We start from the raw sequence: 19,464 nt of genomic DNA, 5'->3' as shown, positions 1-19,464 counted from the left end.
ACAATGCGTAGTGAAACGGTCAACACGGATGTAACTGTGGTAGGCGGCGGACTGGCAGGGGTATGCGCGGCGATTGCGGCAGCCCGTCTGGGCCAGCGTGTGGCGCTGATTAATAACCGTCCGGTGCTCGGCGGTAACTCCAGCAGTGAGGTGCGGGTATGGGTATGCGGTGCAACCTCGCACGGTATCCACCGGTATGCCCGTGAAACGGGGATTATGGGCGAGCTGTTTGTGGAGAACCAGTACCGCAACAAAGACGGCAATCCGTATCTCTGGGATATGGTTGTGCTTGAAGCGGTTAAGGCCGAGCCGAACATTCAGCTGTTTCTGAACACGGATGTTCATGAGGTCGATGCTTCCGAGGATGGCAGCGGCCAGCGGAGCATCCGGTCCGTGACCGGGTGGATGATGGGGTCGGAGCGGAGAATCACTTTTGAAAGCGCGGTCTTTCTGGACTGTACGGGAGATGGCCTGGTAGGCTTCCTGGCAGGGGCAGAGTACCGGCTGGGCCGTGAAGCACGCGAAGAATATAATGAGGAATGGGCGCCGCTGGTCGCAGATGATATTACGCTCGGCAGCACACTGCTCTTCTATACCAAGGACGCAGGTCATCCGGTCAAATATATCGCTCCAGCCATGGCAAAGGATATTACACAAACCTCTATTGCCGAGCGCCGCATCATCCGCAGCGGCGACAACGGCTGCGCCTACTGGTGGATCGAATTCGGCGGCGAGCAGGACACTGTTCATGACAATGAGGCCATCCGCGACGAGCTGTGGTCTGTGATCTACGGGATCTGGGACTATATTAAGAACTCCGGCAAATTCGACGCTGACAACATGACGCTGGAATGGGTCGGCTCGACTCCGGGCAAGCGGGAGTACCGCCGGTTCATTGGCGATTATGTCCTGAATCAGAACGATATCCTGGCCCAGTGCGAATTCCCGGACCGCGTAGCGTTCGGCGGCTGGTCCATTGACCTGCATCCGCCGCAGGGAGTGTACGCTACAGAGTCAGGCTCGAAGCATATGTATTCGGACGGCAGCTATCACATCCCGTTCCGTTCGCTGTATTCGGTGAACGTCAGCAATCTGCTGATGGCCGGCCGCGACATCAGCGCCTCGCATGTCGCGTTCGGCACGACCCGCGTCATGGCTACCTGCGCCGTCATCGGCGAAGCCGCCGGTATCGGCGCGGCACTCTGCGCCGCCAAGGGAAAATCGCCGCGCGAACTGCATGCGGCCCACCTGAACGAGCTGCAGCAGACGATGCTGCGCCAGGATGCTTCCGTCCTCGGGCTACGCAACGAGGATGATGCCGATCTGGCGCTGAAGGCTGCGCTCAGCGCTTCCAGTGAGCGGAGCCGGTTCGGTGTGGAGCAATCCGCGTTCAGCGTCCCGCTCACAGCGAACATCGGCATCACCGTTGCGGCCGATCCGGGGCTGGACGGAATTGAGCTGCTGATCGATGCGGCCGAAGCCGCAGAGCTGACGGTCGAGCTATGGGAGACCGGACGGCCCGAGAATTATATTCCCCATACGCTGATTCAGTCCGCGTCAGCTCCCGTTCAGGCCGGAGCCGCCCAGTGGGTGAAGCTCCCGGTTCAGTGGAAGCCGGAGTCACCGCGCAATGCATTCTTGATCGTCAAGGCCAACGCTGTACTGTCGCTGCATATGGCAGATGAGCCCGCTTCAGGAATGCTCGCCTACGGGCATAGTGACACCCCCGCAGCCTCGCGGGACTTTGGCGAGAATCCGCCTGCACAACCCGTAGTGCAATGGGACAAAAAGAAATTCGACCACAAAGCCCCGTGTCTCCGCCTGTCCGGGATAACGAGTGCCTTCGCTGCGGATAAAGTTATCGACGGCTACCTCCGCCCGTACGGCGGTCCGCATATGTGGTCCTCTGACCGGATGGCCTCCGATCAGCCGGAATGGCTGGAGCTGGCCTGGAACGAGCCGGTAACTCTGCGCGAGGTTCACGTTACCTTCAACGACGATGTCAACGAGGACTTGATCAACCTGCATCATCATATTACGCCTTACGAAATCCTGCCAACACTCGTTAAGGAGTATCGTATTGAAGCTTACCTGGACGGCAAATGGACCTCAGTTGCCGGGGAACGTGACAACCACAAGCGCAAGCGGGTACACACGCTGAACGAAGCTGTGACAACCGGCCGCCTGCGCGTCGTGATTGAGTCAACTAACGGAAGCCAGTATGCGGAGATTATTGAGGTGCGGGTGTACGGTTAAGGGAGCGGACTAAATTTAATACATTGAAATTTGAAGCGGAAGGCTATAGCATTTAAAATGTAGACTTCGGTAATACAGCTAAAACAAGTATGGATGGCAAACATGGTCAGTTAAGAATATCCCGCTTAATGCTGGAACCGCTGTAGGAACCCATACGGTATATGTTACTTTTGTGAAGTCCGATTCAACCACAGTTGCAAATTCAACCTGGTTCCAGTTCAAATAAAATGCAAACTGTTTGATGGATGTTGAGCGGGGCCTGACTGCGGTCAGGCCCTTTTGACGCTGAAGGAGCTATTGATCCGTCCACTGCTCAAAGAGGTTGTACAATTCATCAAGGCGTTCCTCGTCTTCGGCCGCGAACATTAGCAGATGGCCCCCGTTGTTGTTCATAATCACAATCAATTCACCCGGCCGGCCAAAAAAGCGTACGCCCGTGTACAAATCCGAATCCGCTTGGCGGGATGGAAAGTTCTGCTCAATTCGCTCCGCAACAACCTCATCGATATCCCAATATTCTTCGCTGCTATACTCCATCGCCAGCACTGCCTGCAAATGGGCCATGGCCAGCAAAAATTCCTTAACAGACGAACGCAGGCGCTCCCATTCCGCTCCGCTGCGCACATAAACGGAAGGATTATCAAGCTTCATATCCGCTGCACGGATTCCCCACACGCAGGCTTCTTGATTTTCGGTATAAAAGATGCAGTAATCTTCTTCCATATAACGCGGAAAATTGTGAGGCTGAACCAGAAAATCCTGAGTCGCGTTCAATGCAGAGTGGGCCCCAAGCTCCGTATAATACGCCCGCAACACCTGCGGAATATGTCCGTAGCGTTCCATCCACGGCGTTAACGATTCATGATCAAATCCGCACGGTTCCGTAATATGGAACAGGTCTCGAATCACTGTAAAGTCTGTCATTACTTATCCCTCCCCGTTCGTCGATATCCAAGTGTTAATTAACGTAATCTTAACATAGTTTATTGTGAAAAAAGCCTAATCCTTTGCTCAAGGATTAGGCTTTTTGCCGTTTAGTTTAACGCTTCATATAACGCAATAAGAGCCAAGGACTGTCCGTACGCCATAGGTCTGAGAGCAATGTTCTTGTAATGCTCCTTATCCATTCCCATACCGGTTCCCGCTGACACATTCAGTACGGTTCCGTCTCCGCTAATATTTTGACATACCGACTGAATGGCCTTGTCTGCCGCAGCCTGATAGGAGGAATCCAGAATACCGGCCTTAATGCCTTTGATAATCCCTGCGGCAATTGCGGCTGACCCGGATACCTCTTCATAGCTGGATGGGTCCTGCAGGACGGTATGCCAGAGACCGGAAGCTGCCTGGAGGGATACCAGAGAATTGACCTGAGCCGTATACGTATCAATCAGAAATCGGCGGAACCCCGGACTAATCGAATCCTGGCAGGCTTCCAGGTAATCGACGATACCATAGGTGAACCAGGAATTGCCGCGGCACCAGAAGATACTGCCGAAATTATCATTGCGTTCGAAGCTCCAGCCGTGGAAGAATAAGCCGGTATGTTTGTCGAACAAATACTTGATATGGAGCAGGATCTGGTGTTCAGCCTCATGCGCCCACTCCGGCCGGTTGAACTTGCGCCCCGCCTGGTTCAGAAACAGAACCGCCATAAAAAGCGTATCAATCCATAACTGTCCATTGTGCAGGTGAATTCCATCCCGGTTGCCGATGGCAGTGACCGTATGCTGAAAGCCGCCTTCTTTGGTTTTGGGCAGCTCATGAATGAGCCAATCCGCATGTTCCCGGCATAGCTTTTCCAGTTCACTGGAAGACTCAAGCCGATCCAGGAGCAGCACCAGAGGCAAATAAGGAGCTGTTGTATTAATGTTTTTGGAAGGCAGGCCTGCCTCCAGGTTACGCGAATACCAATTCCGGAAAAATTCCATATAGCGCGTATCGCCATAATACTTTTGCAGCTTGTACAGACCATAAAGACCTACGCCCTGAGGCCAATCCCATTCTTCAATGCCGAAATCCCGTTGCACAATCCCTACTCTGGTATCGGCCTGAACCACAGTTTTATCCTTTTCATAGTCGCTGCCGCCCAGGTTCATAAGCCTGTCTACGACCAGCCCGATCTTCTCAAGCAATAGTTCATTTGTCATCGATTATCAGCTCCTTATTATTCCTTAGGTCCGCTTAAATGGTCCGCAGGTGCCACTGATCATTAATTTCTTTAATTAACGCCAGATCGCATTTGGGTGTCCGGTCATAGGCCAACAGGCCGTTAATCTCCTGCTCCACATCCGTTAACTGCGTATAACAATATCCATAAATAATCTTGGACGCGTATACCGCCTTCATAATTCTTCCGTATTCCAGAACAAGATCCTCTGCAGATTGTGCACTGGTATATCCCCAGCCATCGTCAGCGCCAGCCTTGTAGCTTATACCACCGAATTCAGTCAACAAGATCGGCTCGCCCCGATGCTCATAACCGCCTGCATACACACTACGGGCTGATGGATTGGAAGCAAGCATCGTATCTTTTGTAGAAAGAATCCGCTTGAACTCTTCATACTTATCAGGCTCATCTGCTCTGCCATGCTGATAATTGTGTACCGCACAGATGTCAGTCAACGTCATTTCCCATCCGTCATTCGATATCACTAACCGGGTATTATCCAATGAATGAATAAGACTATACATAGCTAAGCTGTGATACTGCTGCTGCTTATCCGATTTCACCAGCGGAATGCCCCAGCTTTCGTTAAGCGGAACCCATGCCACAATCGAGGGATGATTGAAATCACGGTCAATAATCTCAATCCATTCTCTGGTTAACCGGGCTACCGCATCACTATTAAAAGAGGGGCTGGCAGCACATTCTCCCCATACAAGGAACCCTATCTGATCTGCCCAGTACAGAAAACGCGGGTCCTCAACCTTTTGATGCTTACGGCAACCGTTGAACCCTAATTCTTTGGCTAATTCAATATCTGTCTTCAGGTGTTCATCCGTTGGCGCTGTAAGCAGTCCTTCCTGCCAATACCCTTGGTCCAGTACAAGCTTTTGATAATAAGGTTTGTTATTCAGATAGACCATACCATTCTCTGTATGCACCTTCCGCATGCCAAAATACGATTGAATCGAGTCCACCTCAACCCCGTGATCGTACAGCTTCATTTCCACATCGAACAAATTAGGAGCTTCCGGGCTCCATGTCCAGCCGGCCCGATGGAAGTTGGTGCGGAATATTTTCAGACCAAACAGATCTACCATTCTGCGTGTTATAGGCTGTAATAATCGTACACGGTCCTGAATAACAGGTACTCCGCCAAAAGAAATACGAAGTTCCAAATCTAATTCTTCTGATCCATGTCCCTCCGATTTAACCTCTATCCCAACACTCCCTTGATCCAAATCCGGCGTAAACTTCACCTGCTGAATATGCACAGGGTTTACCGCCTCCAGCCACACAGTCTGCCAAATCCCGCTCGTGCGCGTATACCAGATGCTTTCCGGCTGCTCGATCCAGAACTGTTTGCCCCGGGGTATGGTCTCGTCTGTTGATGGGTCCTCCACGTGAACCGTTACCTGTTCCTCTTGTCCGGTTAAGGCATGGGTAATATCAAACGAAAATGAAGTGTGTCCGCCCTCATGCATCCCGATATATTGACCATTCACATACACCCAAGCTCTATAATCTACCGCTCCAAAATGTAATATCACCCGCTTCTGATACCAGTCCGGATCAAGTGTGAAATTGCGTTTATACCAGACATAGTCGTGAAAAGTGGTATCATGTATTCCGCTGGCAGGGGTCTGAAAAGCAAAGGGAACCTGAATGGTCTGGCTGAAGCTCTCACCTGGATCAAACCACCGCTGTGCGGCTCCCTCATTCCTGTCATCAAATTCAAATTGCCAGGTTCCATTCAAGTTAAGCCATGCGTCTCTGACGAACTGCGGACGCGGATATTCCATCCTGTGTGTCATCCAGCTTCAGCTCCCATCTTAGTAGTCACAACAATAAAAGTTAACTTTTTGTAGTTTAGATAGTAAATCTCCCTCGCGGGCAAGCAAATACTACCATGATGAAAGCGTTCTTTCAAGCTTATATCAGCGTTATCTTTGATTTTCAACTTTGTGGTATACAAATAAAAATCCATACTTAATTAGATCGTTTATTGTAAACTAAAAAGTTAACAATATGTTATACTATTCAACAATCGGCGGAAGCCACAGATATGACAAGGAGGTATAATTATGTTCTTAGAACTCGATGAGAATGGTATTTCTGTTTTGAAGGCATTGGCATCTGATACAAGAGCTTCGATGCTTAGACTATTGTTACATACACCGCTTACTGTCAGTGAGCTGGCCGCAAAACTTAACTTAAGCAAAGCGATCGTCTCACGCCATATCCGGTTACTGGAGGACGCCAAAATCATCAAGCTCCAGGACAACCTGGAGGCTGCCGACAGCCGAAAAAAGAATTTCATTGTTGCTGTGGATCATATTGCCCTCAACTTACCCCAGAAGCTCCATCTTCCTTTTAAAGTCATTACGAATGAAATCAAGCTGGGATACTATTCTAATTTCTCAGTCACCCCTACCTGCGGATTAGCCAGCCAGGCTAAAATTATCGGCAAGTTAGATGATCAACGGACCTTCGTCTCCAATGACCGGATCGATGCATCCTTACTTTGGTTTGCCGAAGGCTTCGTTGAATATATGATTCCGAATGATTTCAACCATAATTTCACTGCAGAATTATTAGAGTTATCCTTAGAGCTCTCTTCAGAGTTTCCTGGCTCCAACAATAATTGGCCCAGTGATATCGCTTTTTATATCAACGATGTTTTTTTAGGCACCTGGACGGCTCCGGGTAATTTTTCAGATGTGCGCGGGAAATTAACACCAAACTGGTGGGATAACGAACTAAGCCAGTATGGCCTTTTGAAGCATTTAAGAGTCACCAAGAAAGATACCGGAATAGACGGTCAAAAAATATCATCGGTTACACTCGCCCAATTAAAAATCGAAGATTCCCCCTTCATCAAGCTAAGGATTGGTATTGACGGGAATTCTAAGAACAAAGGCGGACTTACCATCTTCGGGGAGCACTTTGGAAATTATCCGCAGAATATGCTGCTTAAGCTATTTTACACAGAAGCAGAGTAATGGATATTTAGGCTGGGCCTGCCCATCATACTCCCTCCCCTCCCCCCATATACATAGGAAGAACGGTTCACAAGCTGGAAGGAGAGATGGATGCATGCCCGGTGATGATGAGATTAAAGCGCTGGAGAGGTCGATTGCCGAGATTACGGAGATTGCTTCCGGGTTCGGGCTCGATTTTTATCCGATGCGTTATGAGATATGTCCGGCGGATATTATTTATACCTTCGGTGCGTACGGGATGCCTACCCGGTTCGGGCACTGGAGCTTTGGCAAAACCTTTCATAAAATGAAGGCTCAATACGATTTCGGCCTGAGCAAAATTTATGAGCTGGTCATTAACTCTAACCCCTGTTATGCCTTCCTGCTTGATGGCAACTCCCTGGTGCAAAATAAGCTGATTGTTGCGCATGTGCTGGCGCATTGCGATTTTTTCAAGAACAATATGCGCTTCTCCATGTCCAACCGGGATATGGTCGAGAGCATGGCGGCCACCGCCGACCGCATCAATGATTATTCCGTCACTTATGGCACAGACACTGTAGAAAGCTTCATTGATTCCGTGCTGGCGATCCAGGAGCATATCGATCCCAGCTTGATCCAACCGCGCAAGCTGGGCAAGACCCATCTGCTTGAAGCTAAGATGAAGGAGCGCAAGGACGCCCCTCCCGGCGGGCCTGGACCGGCTAATGCTTACAGTGAGCTGTGGGACTTGGAAAAGAGTGATGACGTCCCGCCAGTGCCGGAAACCGCTGGCAAACGCACCTTCCCCCCGGAGCCGGAAAAGGACATCGTCTGGTTCATCCAGCAGTATTCCACCGCTCTGGAGGACTGGCAGCGCGATATTATGACTATGCTGCATGACGAGATGCTCTATTTCTGGCCGCAGATGGAGACCAAAATCATGAACGAAGGCTGGGCCTCCTACTGGCATCAGCGGATCATGCGCGAGCTGGACCTTACCCCAGAAGAGACTGTCGAATACGCCAAGCTAAATTCATCGGTGGTGCAGCCCTCCCGTCAGAGCCTGAATCCGTACTATCTGGGGCTGAAAATCTTCGAGGATATCGAACGCCGCTGGGACCGGGACAAAATGTTCGAGGTGCGCGAGCTGGATTCCGACCTCTCCTTCATCCGCAGCTATCTCTCAAAGGAACTGGTGAACGACCTGGACCTCTATGTATTCGAGAAAAAAGGCCCGGAGTGGAAAATTACCGATAAGGCATGGGAGAATGTCCGAGACCAGCTGGTGCTGGCCCGGGTGAACGGCGGCTCCCCGTACCTCGTCATCCAGGATGCCGATTATGAGCGGAACGGCGAACTGCTGATTGCCCACCGCTACGAGAGTATCGAGCTGGATCTGAAATATCTGGAGCGCACGCTCCCGCATATCTACGCCCTCTGGGGCCGGACCGTGCATCTGCAGACCGTCGTGGAAGACAAAAACGCCCTGTTCACCTATGACGGCAAAAAGGTGCAGCGGCGGTTTATGTAAAGAAACGTATGAGTTCGCACAATAAGCCGCAGTGTAGTTGCTATGTGCAATTACGCTGCGGCTCGTTTTTGATAACATAAGAATTTATACCGTCCCATGACAACCAATCTGATACGAATGCTGCTTCTGCTCCAAACTTCAGTAAACTTAAAGATTGCTCCCCCGTATCTTTAGATGGTTCCCATTCGTTTATATAGTAAAGAGTACTAATTCATATAATAGGAGAGAAGAAATGATGAAAATTTCAAATGGAGTAGAAATGCTGGAATTGCAGGTTGAAGTATTCGGCAGTCGTCAAGAATTGAATCCTACCCTGCTTTGGGACGATGAAGCTGCTATTTTAATTGATACCGGCACACCCGGTCAATTCGAGCAAATACGTGCAGCCATGAACGAGTGTGGAGTCTCCATGGATAAGTTGAAGGCAATCATTTTAACTCATCAAGATATTGACCATATCGGCAGTCTTCCTGAAATCCTGCAGGAACTTGATGGAGATATTAAAGTATACGCTCATGGGCTGGATAAACCATATATTGAAGGCCAATTGCCCCTTATGAAAGTGAATCTCGATAGTATGGCTTGGCAATTAGAATCCCTTCCGGAAGACGAACGTTTGAAAATAGTAGCCTACTTGTTAAAGAACTCTCCTAAGGCCAAAGTTGACAGAACCTTAGCTGACAGACAAGAGCTTCCGTATTGCGGGGGAATTCAAGTTATCTTTACACCCGGGCATACGCCTGGACATATTAGTCTTTATTTGAAACAAAGCAAAACCCTTGTTGTTGGTGATGCAATGTTCAGTGTGGAAGGCATCTTGAGGGGACCCCACCCGCATTCCACACCGGATATGAACACAGCTTTCCGTTCCCTAGAAAAATATTTAGACTTCGACATTACATCGGTTATTTGTTATCACGGAGGATTATGTAAGGGTAACGTTAATGACCAGCTCCAAGAGCTTGTCAGGAAAGCGTAAACGGCTTAAACAAATACTAAAGAAATGTCGAAAAGTATGACAAGCGTGTTGCCCAGAAAATAATAAATCCGCCCTTCCCATCGCCCCCTCTCCCCCATATCCCCTGCTGCAAAAAATACTTAAATATAAATTATCCCAATTTTGTTTTAATAGTATCCGAATGGGTTAAATATCTCCTGTGATTTATAATGGGTAATTCTGGATGGTCTATAATTACCCTCATACAGAAACCAGACGGGAGAGGACGTAAGTGAAAGTGAAACAAATGGCAATACTGCTGCTCATCATGTGTGTGATTCTGACAGGCTGCATGGGGGGCAGCAAAGAAGGAAGTCCAGCGCCTTCATCCAGCCCCGCCGCCACGGCAGCTGCCGAGACGAAGAACACTTCGGGGAACCCTCCGCCGGAGGCTTCACAGACCGTGTACGATCTGAAGCAGAAGTATGATTCGGACGAAGCAGATCACAATCCGGGCATCATGCCTATGTATAATGTGGAGCAGGATATGGAATTCATCTTCAGATTCAATACCGATCTTGGCTCAGAAGCCATTGGCAAGACGTTATCCGTACATACCGATATCGAGGCGCTGCCGGAGAGCAAGGTCGCGACCCTTGAGGATTCACAGCTCGTAGACGGCAAAAGCGTGTACTCAATCAAGCCGCTCGGCTTCGGCGTCCTTCCCTCCGATTCTCTGCGTGCCACGGGAGACAGTTCCTGGGGGAACGCCCCGGTCTACTACATCCGGCTCAACTATGACCTGGATGCCAAGTCGCCTACTCTGCTGAAGCAGCCGGTGATCATCCCGTTTACGGTGAAATCGGATCTGCCCACGCCGACGCTGCAAGCCGACATCAGTCCTGACGGAAGACTGACTCTGGTATGGAATGAAGTTCCGGGCGCGGAAAGCTACAATATTTACAGCGCCTCCCATATTACAATGGAGAACATCAATGAGCCGCTCAGCGGCGCCGAGCAGGGCTATGCGGATCAGCGTCCGCTGAAGATTGCAACGGTACAGGGCAATGCGTATAACGACTTCATGAAGGACGGCCGCGGTGCGCTCGGCATTGTGGATGAGACCATTACCAGCGTCCAGAACAACAATGTGCAAGGAGAATATTACGTTACTGCCGTTCAGGGAGACAAAGAATCCAGATTCAGCCGCTCGGTGGACACCGTGGCATTATCCAAACGGCTGCCGCGCACCGTGGCTCCTGAGGATAACATCAACCTGAAATTGTACAAGAATGCCAAAGAGCTGCCCAAGACCGTCCCGGTCCAGTTCATTGACGGTTCCAAAGCCTCAGTAACAGTGATGTACGATACCGGAGCTGTGACTCTTAAGGCTTCCGGTCCAACCGATGTCCCGTACACGATACAAGGTACTGCGCTCAAAGGCTATGTCCAGGTTACGCAATTGACGGAAGCGGATATTACCAGTCTTGCCGCCGCCCAGAGCAACAAGGCGAATCCCGGGTATGTGGAGCCGCAGAATGACACGGATTATGTACCTGCACCGGATGTACCGACCATCATTGACAACAACAATAACGGCAACGCCAGTGAACCTGTAGATAATGTCATCGACCAGCAAAAAGAAAATACCAAGAGCAAGGTAGAGGAAGGCAACAAACAGGCGGTTCCGGGCACCACGATACGGGCAGATCTGATTCATGCAGACTCTGCGCTAGAGGAGTATCTCGCGTTGACCCTGATGAACGGCGACACCGAAATCTCGCTGCAAGCCTTCCCGGAGGCGCAGAATGCCCGTACCCTGGTGGATGTAATTGAGAAGGTAGTCTACCAGAACCCGCTCATTCTCGGCTTCCGCGGCTATGGCTACGATTATGAGAAGCTGACGCTGAATGTGAAGTACGATGATTCTGCCGAGATCATCCGCTCAAAGCAGAAGGAGATCCTTGCCGAGGCAGATAAAGTAATCGCTGCTGTGATCAAGGAAGGCATGAGCGCGGATGAGAAACAGATGGCGATCTACGATTATCTGAATGATAACACCGCCTATGACGATGCTGCACTGGAGAATGCCATGGAGCAGGAGTTCAAGACAGTAGATGCGAAGTATAACGATTCTTTCAATACCTATGGCATTCTGGTTAAAAAAGTCGGCGTATGCATGAGCTATGCCCATACCTTCCAGCTGCTGTCTGATCTCGTCCAGGTCCCTTCGATGGTCGTCACAGGAACCATGAGCGGCGTGAATCACGCCTGGAACAAGGTGAAGATCGGCGACGAATGGGTCAATGTTGACCCGACCAATAACGCCACCAATACCGGACTTCCTTATCTGCTCTATAACTCCAATGACGCTACAGCCACCGATGTAGAGTATGTGATGGACAATGCCTACTGGCTGGACCATGAGCTGCCTCAGTTCAAGGCCACCAGCAATGCCTACGATTATTACGTGACACAAGGACTGGAAGTAGATTCTTTGGAAGCCTACAAGACCAAGCTGGCCGAACAGCTGAAGAAAGGCGAGACGCTGGTAGTCCTGCGCGTTCTGGGCAATACCGACAGCTCGGAGCTCATGCAGAAAACCGCCGAGGTCATCAAGCAACACGATGCCGCCAAGCTGGATAGTGCAGGCATGGTTGAGCTGGGAAGCTACGTTGCGGTTCAATTGGACGCTGCAGCCGGGCAATAAACGGACAAGAAAAGGCAAGCCCCTGCTACGGGCTTGCCTTTTTTGCTGTTAGGGAATTATGATTTACGCCTGCCCATGGATAGGTGCTCTTACGAATGAGGAATCCAAAATGTAGACGAAAAACCGACCACATTGAGCTGTGACACAGGCATATGACCAAATGTAGACGAAAAACCGACTACATTGAGCAGTGGCACAGGCATATGACCAAATGTAGACGAAAAACCGACCACATTAAGCAGTGGCGCAGGCATATGGCCGAATGTAGACGAAAAACCGACTACATTAAGCAGTGGCGCACGGATATGGCCAAATGTAGGCGAAAAACCGATCACATTGAGCGGCCGCAAAGGTGCATCCACCGGATATATGGGCAAAAGGCAAGCCCTGATGCAGGGGCTTGCCTTTCTTGTAGAATCACACCGCCCTCTGTCTATTCCACTTCATACGGATAGTAGATATCGCTCAGCTTACCTGCCTGGTAGTAAGGGTACTCCAGTTTTTTTTGCACCAGGCGTGCAGTGTCTGTATCCACTAAGCACTCAATCAGGTACAGACCAAGATCGATCGAGGACGTTACTCCGCCTCCGGTGAAGGTATCACCGTCCCGGACGGCCCGGGCCTTAATGACTTCCCCGCAGTAAGGGGCAAGCAGATCGTAGGCTGACGAGTTCGTGGTCGCTTTTTTCCCCTCTAAGAATCCTGCCGCCCCTAAGAGCAGTGCCCCCGTGCACACCGACACTTTATAACGTGCGCCTTCTGCCGTCCGTATCCAGCTTATGAACTCCTCATCATTGCGGAGTGTCCGGGTCGGCATGCCGCCCGGGAGGAAGACCAGATCGAAATCCCCCAGATCAGGCAACACCTCATTAGCCTTCATGGTCAGCCCCCGGTCATCCGTCACCTCCGCTTTGTTGGCGCAGAAGGTCCAGGATACATCCTCCTTCGCCTTCAGGATCGCCACCCAGCTCACCGCTTCATAGAACCCCACAAAATCCATGCTGGTCATGCCGTCGAACAGAACAAATGCCATTTTCATAACCGTCACCCATCCTCTCTGAATAGAAGATCAAGCACTCATTGCCAGAAATACTGCATCTTCTTATACCCCACATCCCATACTTTCAAGCCGCCTTTAATCGTGATCTTCAGCTCATCCCCGGGCTCAACCGGCATCTCATATACCACAGGGTACTGTTCAGGATTAGTACGCTGAAAATCTCCAGTATAATTCAGAATCTCCTGGCCATCCCGGGTAATACTGATCTCACCGGAATAATCCGTTGGTTCGGGGTTTCCGAAAGTGAAGGAGAAAATCGTCTGTCCCTCAGACTTGTACGTGAATGTTCTGGAATCTCCGCCTTCAGCGCCATACAGATTAGAGCGGAGCGGTATCTTCTGTCCGTTGATTTGAATACTATCCGGTTTGTCTGCGGATGAATTGCCCGAGGTGTCCGTCCATTCCATGATCGCCGTAAACGGACCCTCTACTTTAGTTAATATTTTGTCTACCGCCGCGCCTAGTCCCCATAAAGCTATAAAAAGAACCAACCCTGATATAGCCGTTGCCACCAGATTGCGCCCGAGGCTGCGGTTACGGAAACCAAGCTTGTACGCTCCGAAGCCGAGGGCTGCCCCAACCGAATTCTGAAGAGCGTCGTTGATATCGAAGCTGCCCAGGAAGGTAAGAGCCTGGATCGTTTCAAGCACAAGAATCGCGATGAAGAATAAGGTGATGAACCGGACGAAGCCGACCCGGTACAGCCATGGAATCAATATGCCGAAAGGAACAAACGCAAGCGTGTTCCCGAAACCCACCATACTCATGAGGCTGGGATGTAGAAGATCAGATGGATACGGCAGCAGAAGGAAGTTATCGGGCATGAAAATAAAGGTGTAGACGGTATGATCCGATGCCTCACCTCTGCCGAAAGCAAAGAACATAAAATAAAGAACAAACAGTGTGTACAATATAGTTACCGTTAGCAAATTCTTGCGTTGTTTGACCATGGTTAACTCCTTCACTCTACATTTCCACTTATTTCAATTAAACGGTTAGTGGTTTCATGAAACCCGTTCCCGTACAGGGACATAAATCTCCATCACGGAATCCACGCGGGCGTGACAGCGTTCGTCGTAGAACTCAAAGTTCAGTTTATCTTCGTCATGCATGTAGCCGCTGCCCGGGAACCAGTCCTCGAAGATATATCTCCAGGTACTCTTGACCACCTCGGCAAAAGTCTCCGGTCTCGCCTCATCAGTAGCGTCCACCGGAGGTGTCGTGAATACCACGTACTGCGCCGCCGGTACAGCAGCCGTAAGCATGTCAGGAGTGACCTTACTGAAGTCCTCCACTATAACCCCCAGCAGATACACAGCATTACCGCCAGCGTCTGACGGTATACATAAGCCGACCTCCCCGTGCTTCGGCGGATTCAGCTTTGCGTACATCTGATCCTCCAGATTGTCACCCTCATAGTAATACCAGAAGGAAGCGACATCCTGCGTTGCATTCCCGGCCTCTACATCCGTCTCGATTCCATACCCCGCTACGTTAAAAGCAGGCTTCGTCACCAATACAGGCTCCGCGATGTATTCCTTGATGTCATACGCCAGCCGGTCCCGGACATAGCCGTTCATCCGCGCCGCATACTGGGAGGGGCTGTAGCCGTAAGACTTGCGGAAGGCTTTGGCGAAGCCGCCGGGAGTCTCGAACCCATACTCCAGCGCGATGTCCGTAATTCTCCGCCCGTTGAACAATTCAACGGCAGCCCGCGACAATCTCCGGGTGCGCACATATTCCATGACCGGCATGTCCTGAGACTGGCTGAACATCCGGCAAAAATGAAACAGCGAATAACCCGCATACGCCGCAATCTGCTCCGCTGTCAGCGGGTCCATGAGATGCTCCTCAATATAATCAATACTCCGCCCGATCTCTCTGCTGTAATTCAGTGACTCCACCGGCCTTTCAGTATACATAGGTGCATACATTATAGCAGATGGCGGCCTGCGGGACTGATCCAGTCTTGCTATATAATCAGCTCTTCGTATCCGTCAAGCCTTTCATGATGAATTCCACTATATAATCCAGAAGCTGCGGAAAATGGCTTGCCCCGATCTCTTCCTTGTGAATGTCGATATACGGAATAGAGTTGAACAAAGCTAGAATCATCCCGTCCTCCAGATCTGTTCTGATTTTCCCCCTGGACTTCCAGTGCCGGATTAATTCCAGCGTGCCGCTGTTCATCATTTCATGAATACCCTCTATTCCGCCATGCTCATAGAACTCCTTCTCCAGCTTGCTGAAAAGAGCTTTGTTGTACCATTCCTTCAGGATTGGATTCGTATTGATCCCGCTGTAATTAAGCGCCATGATTTCTTTGAGCACTTTGGCAGGCTCGTCGTCCAGATTGACCGAAGATTGCAGGATGCTCCGCTTCAGCTTCTCGTTCTCCTGCAGATAAATATCGATGAACAGCTTCTCTTTCGAAGCGTAATAATTATAGAACGTGCCTACGGCATATCCGCACATTTTGGTGATGTCGGAAATATTGGTGTCCTTGAAGCCCTTGGAGCTGAACAGCTCTTTGCCGCATCTGAAAATCTCAGCCTTCTTATCTTCCATCCGTAAGCCCTCCGCGCCTGAGTGAATAATATATAATTCATTCATAATGGTAGCATAGCCTTGCAGGCATTACAATGCACTTTTATATTCAGCTGACACGAATCACTTCCCATTTCGGTGAATAGGCTATTGTAATGACTTCAAGAATGGAGGGTTCCCGCATGAATTACAGGAACGAAGATTCGAACAGCTCAGCTCATCCGTCAGGCTATCGGCATCTGCCGCAGCCCTACCCTTATTCGCATTACCACTACCTGATACGTTCGGAGTCCACTGAGGAGACCGCTCCGAGGATTGCTAAGAATTCCACAACTGCCGGGAATACGCAGACTGTCAGGGCCTCCGAACCTCCGGCCGCTCCACATAAGCTCGAGAATGACCATGCGGAGGACAACATGGACGGCTGGCAGCAGATTCAGAATGCCAGCAAGCCGCAGACGGTCCTCGAAAGCGGACATCCGGCTGCCGCGAACAAGCCGGTGGACGGCCATCCCGGGGCAAGTCAGGCCGGCGGAAAGGGAATTCATGTCGATGTAGGAGGCGAGTTAGGGGGTAAACACGGCATCGGCATGAATGCCGGAGGAAACCTGGCGTACAGCGGCGCAAGCATGCAGGCAGACGGCCATATCGGCAGCAGCTCCTACGGGATCGAAGCGCAAGGCGATACCCATGTGGGCAACGGGCAAGGCCTCGGAGTGAACGCCGAAGCCCAGGCCTTCGGCAAATACGGGGTGGCTGCACAAGGCAAGGCCCAGCTCGGCGGCGGGCAAGGCGCAGATGTCAAGTTGGGCGCACAGGCCGGGGGCGATCACGGGCTGAATGCAGATGCGGGTGCTCATCTGGGGCTTAGTCAAGGTGCAGGCTTTGACTCTCATGTTCAGCTCGGCGGCAACAAGGGCATCGGGGCTGAGGCCAAAGCCCAGTTCGGCGGCGGCGAAGGTGCAGGCATCGGCGTGGGCGGACAGCTCGGCAAATATAACGGCCAATTAAGCTTCAAGATTGGCGGTAAGGAGCAGGAGCCTAAGGACTCTCAGGAGGATTAGAAGAATTAGTTATCCAGTCCGCACGGATTCGCCGATCAGGCGCTTCGCTAGACTAAAGGGAATATCCCTAAGCCATCACCATGGCCTGGGATATTCCCTTTTGGCTGAGCATACAAGTCTTAATTAGCTCCGGGACAGACAAGAGGACTGCCTGATGGCAGTCCCCGGTCTCCAGTATCCGTGAAGCTACCTCCGTCAGCGGTTCAGCAGGCTTCCGACATATTTCAGCAGCTCATTGGCACAGATCGGGCAGTAGTTGTGCTCGTCGATCAGGCGGCGGCTGACCTCGTTGATCCGTTTGAGCTGGCTTTCATCCGGTGTCTTGGAGGAAGTGGTGATTTTGACGATATCCTTGAGGTCCGTGAACAGCTTCTTCTCGATGGCTTCCCGCAACCGGTCGTGATTGTTGTACTCGAACTTCTTGCCCTTGCGGGAGTAGGACGAAATACGGATCAGGATCTCCTCGCGGAAGGCCTTCTTCGCATTCTCCGAGATGCCGATCTGCTCTTCAATGGAGCGCATCAGCCGCTCATCCGGCTCCATCTCCTCATCGGTAAGCGGGTCGCGGATTTTGGACCAGTTGCAGAAGGCTTCGATATTGTCGAGATAATTCTCGAACAGCGTTTTGGCGGATTCTTCAAAAGAGTAGACGAAGGCCTTTTGCACTTCGCTTTTGGCGAGAATATCGTATTCCTTGCGGGCAATAGAAATAAAGTTCAGATAACGCTCGCGCTCCTCCTTCGTAATCGAAGGATGCTGATCCAGACCGTCCTTGATTGCCCGCAGCACATCCAGCGCGTTCATGCACTGCAGATCGCCTTTGATCAGGGCGCTGGAGATGCGGTTAATAACATAACGCGGGTCGATGCCGGACATGCCTTCATCTAAGTATTCGGTCTGCATCTCCTTCAGATCCGCTTCCTTGTAGCCCTCGACCTCTTCGCCGTCGTACATGCGCAGCTTCTTGATCAGATCCATCCCCTGCTTCTTGCTCTCCTTGAGCCGGGTCAGGATGGAGAAGATCGCCGCCGCGCGCAGCGCGTGAGGGGCAATATGCACATGCTTCATATCGCTCTGGCCGATCAGCTTGGCGTAGATTTTTTCCTCTTCAGAGACGCGCAGATTATAGGGAACCGGCATGACGATCATGCGGGACTGGAGTGCTTCGTTCTTTTTATTGGAGATGAAGGATTTATATTCGGTCTCATTCGTGTGGGCAATAATCATCTCATCCGCCGAAATTAACGCAAACCGCCCGGCCTTGAAATTGCCTTCCTGAGTCAGCGACAGCAGATTCCACAGGAACTTCTCGTCACATTTCAGCATCTCCTGGAATTCCATGATCCCGCGGTTGGCCTTGTTCAGCTCCCCGTCGAAGCGGTAAGCCCGCGGATCGGATTCCGAGCCGAATTCGGTAATGGTGGAGAAGTCGATACTGCCGGTCAGATCCGCGATATCCTGCGACTTCGGGTCGGAAGGGCTGAATGTACCAATCCCTACCCGCTCCTCTTCCGACAACAGCACCCGGGTAACCGCCACACGTTCAATATCCCCGTGGTAGTCATTCTTCAGCCGCATCTGGCAGGACGGGCAGAGATTGCCTTCAATCCGTACATCCAGCTCGCGTTCGATCTCAGGCCGCAGCTCCAGCGGAATCAGATGCAGCGGGTCCTCATGCATCGGGCAGCCCTCAATGGCATACACCGCACCCGCATCCGTGCGCGAATATTGCTCCAGGCCGCGCTTCAGCAGCGTTACCAAGGTGGACTTTCCTCCACTGACCGGTCCCATCAGCAGCAGAATCCGTTTACGCACATCCAGCCTTCGGGCTGCGGAATGGAAGTATTCCTCCACCAGCTTTTCCACCGCACGATCCAGTCCAAAGATCTCCTGTTCAAAAAACTTATACCGTTTACGTCCGTTAATGTCCTCGACGCCGTGTGACTTGATCATGTCGTATACGCGGGAATGAGCCGTTTTGGCGGGAGAGGGGTCTACTCTAAGCAGTTCTATATAGTCCTTGAAAGTGCCGCTCCACGCCAAACGGTCGTTCTCAGCCCGATGCGTTGCTATACGCTCAAAAATATCCATGGCTCGCTGCCTCCTCTTGCGCTCCTACTTGCTCCACCAAGCTTAGAAAGTGTATTACATACCTATGCGGCGAGCCCGGAATAGTTGACCTCTTTTTTGCTGTGCTATAATAGAGAATCATAAATTCTCTATTATAAT

At 51.0% G+C, this 19,464-nt stretch carries 14 protein-coding genes; 6 read left to right on the top strand and 8 right to left on the bottom strand.

Features of this window, described 5'->3' with window-relative positions:
* The first annotated feature begins 3 nt into the window (after window positions 1–3).
* Window positions 4–2,256, top strand: a complete 2,253-nt coding sequence (locus NST26_RS08900; RefSeq protein ID WP_340979040.1) for an FAD-dependent oxidoreductase — start codon at window positions 4–6, stop codon at window positions 2,254–2,256.
* Between the two features lie 294 nt (window positions 2,257–2,550).
* Here NST26_RS08900 and NST26_RS08895 read toward each other — a convergent pair whose 3' ends face one another.
* The 3 genes from NST26_RS08895 to NST26_RS08885 all read right to left on the bottom strand — a co-directional run bounded on the left by NST26_RS08895 (window position 2,551) and on the right by NST26_RS08885 (window position 6,237).
* Window positions 2,551–3,180: a hypothetical protein gene (locus tag NST26_RS08895; RefSeq protein WP_340979039.1), complete on the bottom strand. Its 630-nt coding sequence runs from the start codon at window positions 3,178–3,180 to the stop codon at window positions 2,551–2,553.
* A 110-nt stretch (window positions 3,181–3,290) separates the two neighbouring features.
* Window positions 3,291–4,406 carry a glycoside hydrolase family 88/105 protein gene (locus tag NST26_RS08890; RefSeq protein ID WP_340979038.1) on the bottom strand — a complete coding sequence of 372 codons (1,116 nt, stop codon included), beginning with the start codon at window positions 4,404–4,406 and terminating at the stop codon, window positions 3,291–3,293.
* Between the two features lie 34 nt (window positions 4,407–4,440).
* A complete protein-coding gene (locus tag NST26_RS08885; protein WP_340979037.1) occupies window positions 4,441–6,237 on the bottom strand; it encodes a glycoside hydrolase family 2 protein in 1,797 nt (598 codons plus the stop codon).
* 270 nt (window positions 6,238–6,507) lie between these two features.
* Here NST26_RS08885 and NST26_RS08880 point away from each other — a divergent pair, with 270 nt between their 5' ends.
* The 4 genes from NST26_RS08880 to NST26_RS08865 all read left to right on the top strand — a co-directional run bounded on the left by NST26_RS08880 (window position 6,508) and on the right by NST26_RS08865 (window position 12,564).
* Window positions 6,508–7,425, top strand: a complete 918-nt coding sequence (locus tag NST26_RS08880) for an ArsR/SmtB family transcription factor (protein WP_340979036.1) — start codon at window positions 6,508–6,510, stop codon at window positions 7,423–7,425.
* A gap of 94 nt (window positions 7,426–7,519) precedes the next feature.
* The gene (locus NST26_RS08875; RefSeq protein ID WP_340979035.1) at window positions 7,520–8,917 is read left to right on the top strand and encodes a SpoVR family protein; all 1,398 of its coding nucleotides are present in this window, start codon (window positions 7,520–7,522) and stop codon (window positions 8,915–8,917) included.
* 235 nt (window positions 8,918–9,152) lie between these two features.
* A complete protein-coding gene (locus NST26_RS08870; protein ID WP_340980823.1) occupies window positions 9,153–9,896 on the top strand; it encodes an MBL fold metallo-hydrolase in 744 nt (247 codons plus the stop codon).
* A gap of 250 nt (window positions 9,897–10,146) precedes the next feature.
* Window positions 10,147–12,564, top strand: coding sequence for a transglutaminase domain-containing protein (locus tag NST26_RS08865; RefSeq protein WP_340979034.1), 2,418 nt, complete (start codon window positions 10,147–10,149; stop codon window positions 12,562–12,564).
* Window positions 12,565–12,997: 433 nt separating this feature from the next.
* Here NST26_RS08865 and NST26_RS08860 read toward each other — a convergent pair whose 3' ends face one another.
* From NST26_RS08860 to NST26_RS08845, 4 genes are read right to left on the bottom strand one after another with little or no spacing between them, the layout of a single operon-like run.
* Window positions 12,998–13,603: a DJ-1/PfpI family protein gene (locus NST26_RS08860; protein WP_340954776.1), complete on the bottom strand. Its 606-nt coding sequence runs from the start codon at window positions 13,601–13,603 to the stop codon at window positions 12,998–13,000.
* Between the two features lie 38 nt (window positions 13,604–13,641).
* Window positions 13,642–14,574: a VanZ family protein gene (locus NST26_RS08855; protein ID WP_340954778.1), complete on the bottom strand. Its 933-nt coding sequence runs from the start codon at window positions 14,572–14,574 to the stop codon at window positions 13,642–13,644.
* Between the two features lie 54 nt (window positions 14,575–14,628).
* Window positions 14,629–15,546 (bottom strand): AraC family transcriptional regulator, encoded by a 918-nt coding sequence (locus tag NST26_RS08850; RefSeq protein ID WP_235191717.1) that lies wholly within the window; start codon window positions 15,544–15,546, stop codon window positions 14,629–14,631.
* Window positions 15,547–15,604: 58 nt separating this feature from the next.
* A complete protein-coding gene (locus NST26_RS08845) occupies window positions 15,605–16,192 on the bottom strand; it encodes a TetR/AcrR family transcriptional regulator (RefSeq protein ID WP_340954782.1) in 588 nt (195 codons plus the stop codon).
* Between the two features lie 161 nt (window positions 16,193–16,353).
* Here NST26_RS08845 and NST26_RS08840 point away from each other — a divergent pair, with 161 nt between their 5' ends.
* Entirely contained in the window at window positions 16,354–17,235 is an 882-nt protein-coding gene (locus tag NST26_RS08840; RefSeq protein ID WP_340954786.1) for a hypothetical protein, read from the top strand.
* A 195-nt stretch (window positions 17,236–17,430) separates the two neighbouring features.
* On the opposite strand, the gene NST26_RS08835 is transcribed toward NST26_RS08840, so the two are convergent.
* The gene (locus NST26_RS08835; protein WP_036721316.1) at window positions 17,431–19,326 is read right to left on the bottom strand and encodes a PrkA family serine protein kinase; all 1,896 of its coding nucleotides are present in this window, start codon (window positions 19,324–19,326) and stop codon (window positions 17,431–17,433) included.
* Between the last annotated feature and the right edge of the window lie 138 nt (window positions 19,327–19,464).

This window comes from Paenibacillus sp. FSL R7-0128, from assembly GCF_038002245.1.
Classification (GTDB): Bacteria; Bacillota; Bacilli; order Paenibacillales; family Paenibacillaceae; genus Paenibacillus_AQ; species Paenibacillus_AQ silagei.
Note: the sequence above shows the minus strand (reverse complement) of the source record. Positions and strands in the feature narration are given on the sequence as shown.

Coding starts and splice junctions, on each gene's coding strand:
- NST26_RS08900 (WP_340979040.1), top strand. CDS start 4: ATGCGTAGTGAAACGGTCAACACGGATGTAACTGTGGTAGGCGGCGGA.
- NST26_RS08895 (WP_340979039.1), bottom strand. CDS start 3,180: ATGACAGACTTTACAGTGATTCGAGACCTGTTCCATATTACGGAACCG.
- NST26_RS08890 (WP_340979038.1), bottom strand. CDS start 4,406: ATGACAAATGAACTATTGCTTGAGAAGATCGGGCTGGTCGTAGACAGG.
- NST26_RS08885 (WP_340979037.1), bottom strand. CDS start 6,237: ATGACACACAGGATGGAATATCCGCGTCCGCAGTTCGTCAGAGACGCA.
- NST26_RS08880 (WP_340979036.1), top strand. CDS start 6,508: ATGTTCTTAGAACTCGATGAGAATGGTATTTCTGTTTTGAAGGCATTG.
- NST26_RS08875 (WP_340979035.1), top strand. CDS start 7,520: ATGCCCGGTGATGATGAGATTAAAGCGCTGGAGAGGTCGATTGCCGAG.
- NST26_RS08870 (WP_340980823.1), top strand. CDS start 9,153: ATGAAAATTTCAAATGGAGTAGAAATGCTGGAATTGCAGGTTGAAGTA.
- NST26_RS08860 (WP_340954776.1), bottom strand. CDS start 13,603: ATGAAAATGGCATTTGTTCTGTTCGACGGCATGACCAGCATGGATTTT.
- NST26_RS08855 (WP_340954778.1), bottom strand. CDS start 14,574: ATGGTCAAACAACGCAAGAATTTGCTAACGGTAACTATATTGTACACA.
- NST26_RS08850 (WP_235191717.1), bottom strand. CDS start 15,546: ATGTATACTGAAAGGCCGGTGGAGTCACTGAATTACAGCAGAGAGATC.
- NST26_RS08845 (WP_340954782.1), bottom strand. CDS start 16,192: ATGGAAGATAAGAAGGCTGAGATTTTCAGATGCGGCAAAGAGCTGTTC.
- NST26_RS08840 (WP_340954786.1), top strand. CDS start 16,354: ATGAATTACAGGAACGAAGATTCGAACAGCTCAGCTCATCCGTCAGGC.
- NST26_RS08835 (WP_036721316.1), bottom strand. CDS start 19,326: ATGGATATTTTTGAGCGTATAGCAACGCATCGGGCTGAGAACGACCGT.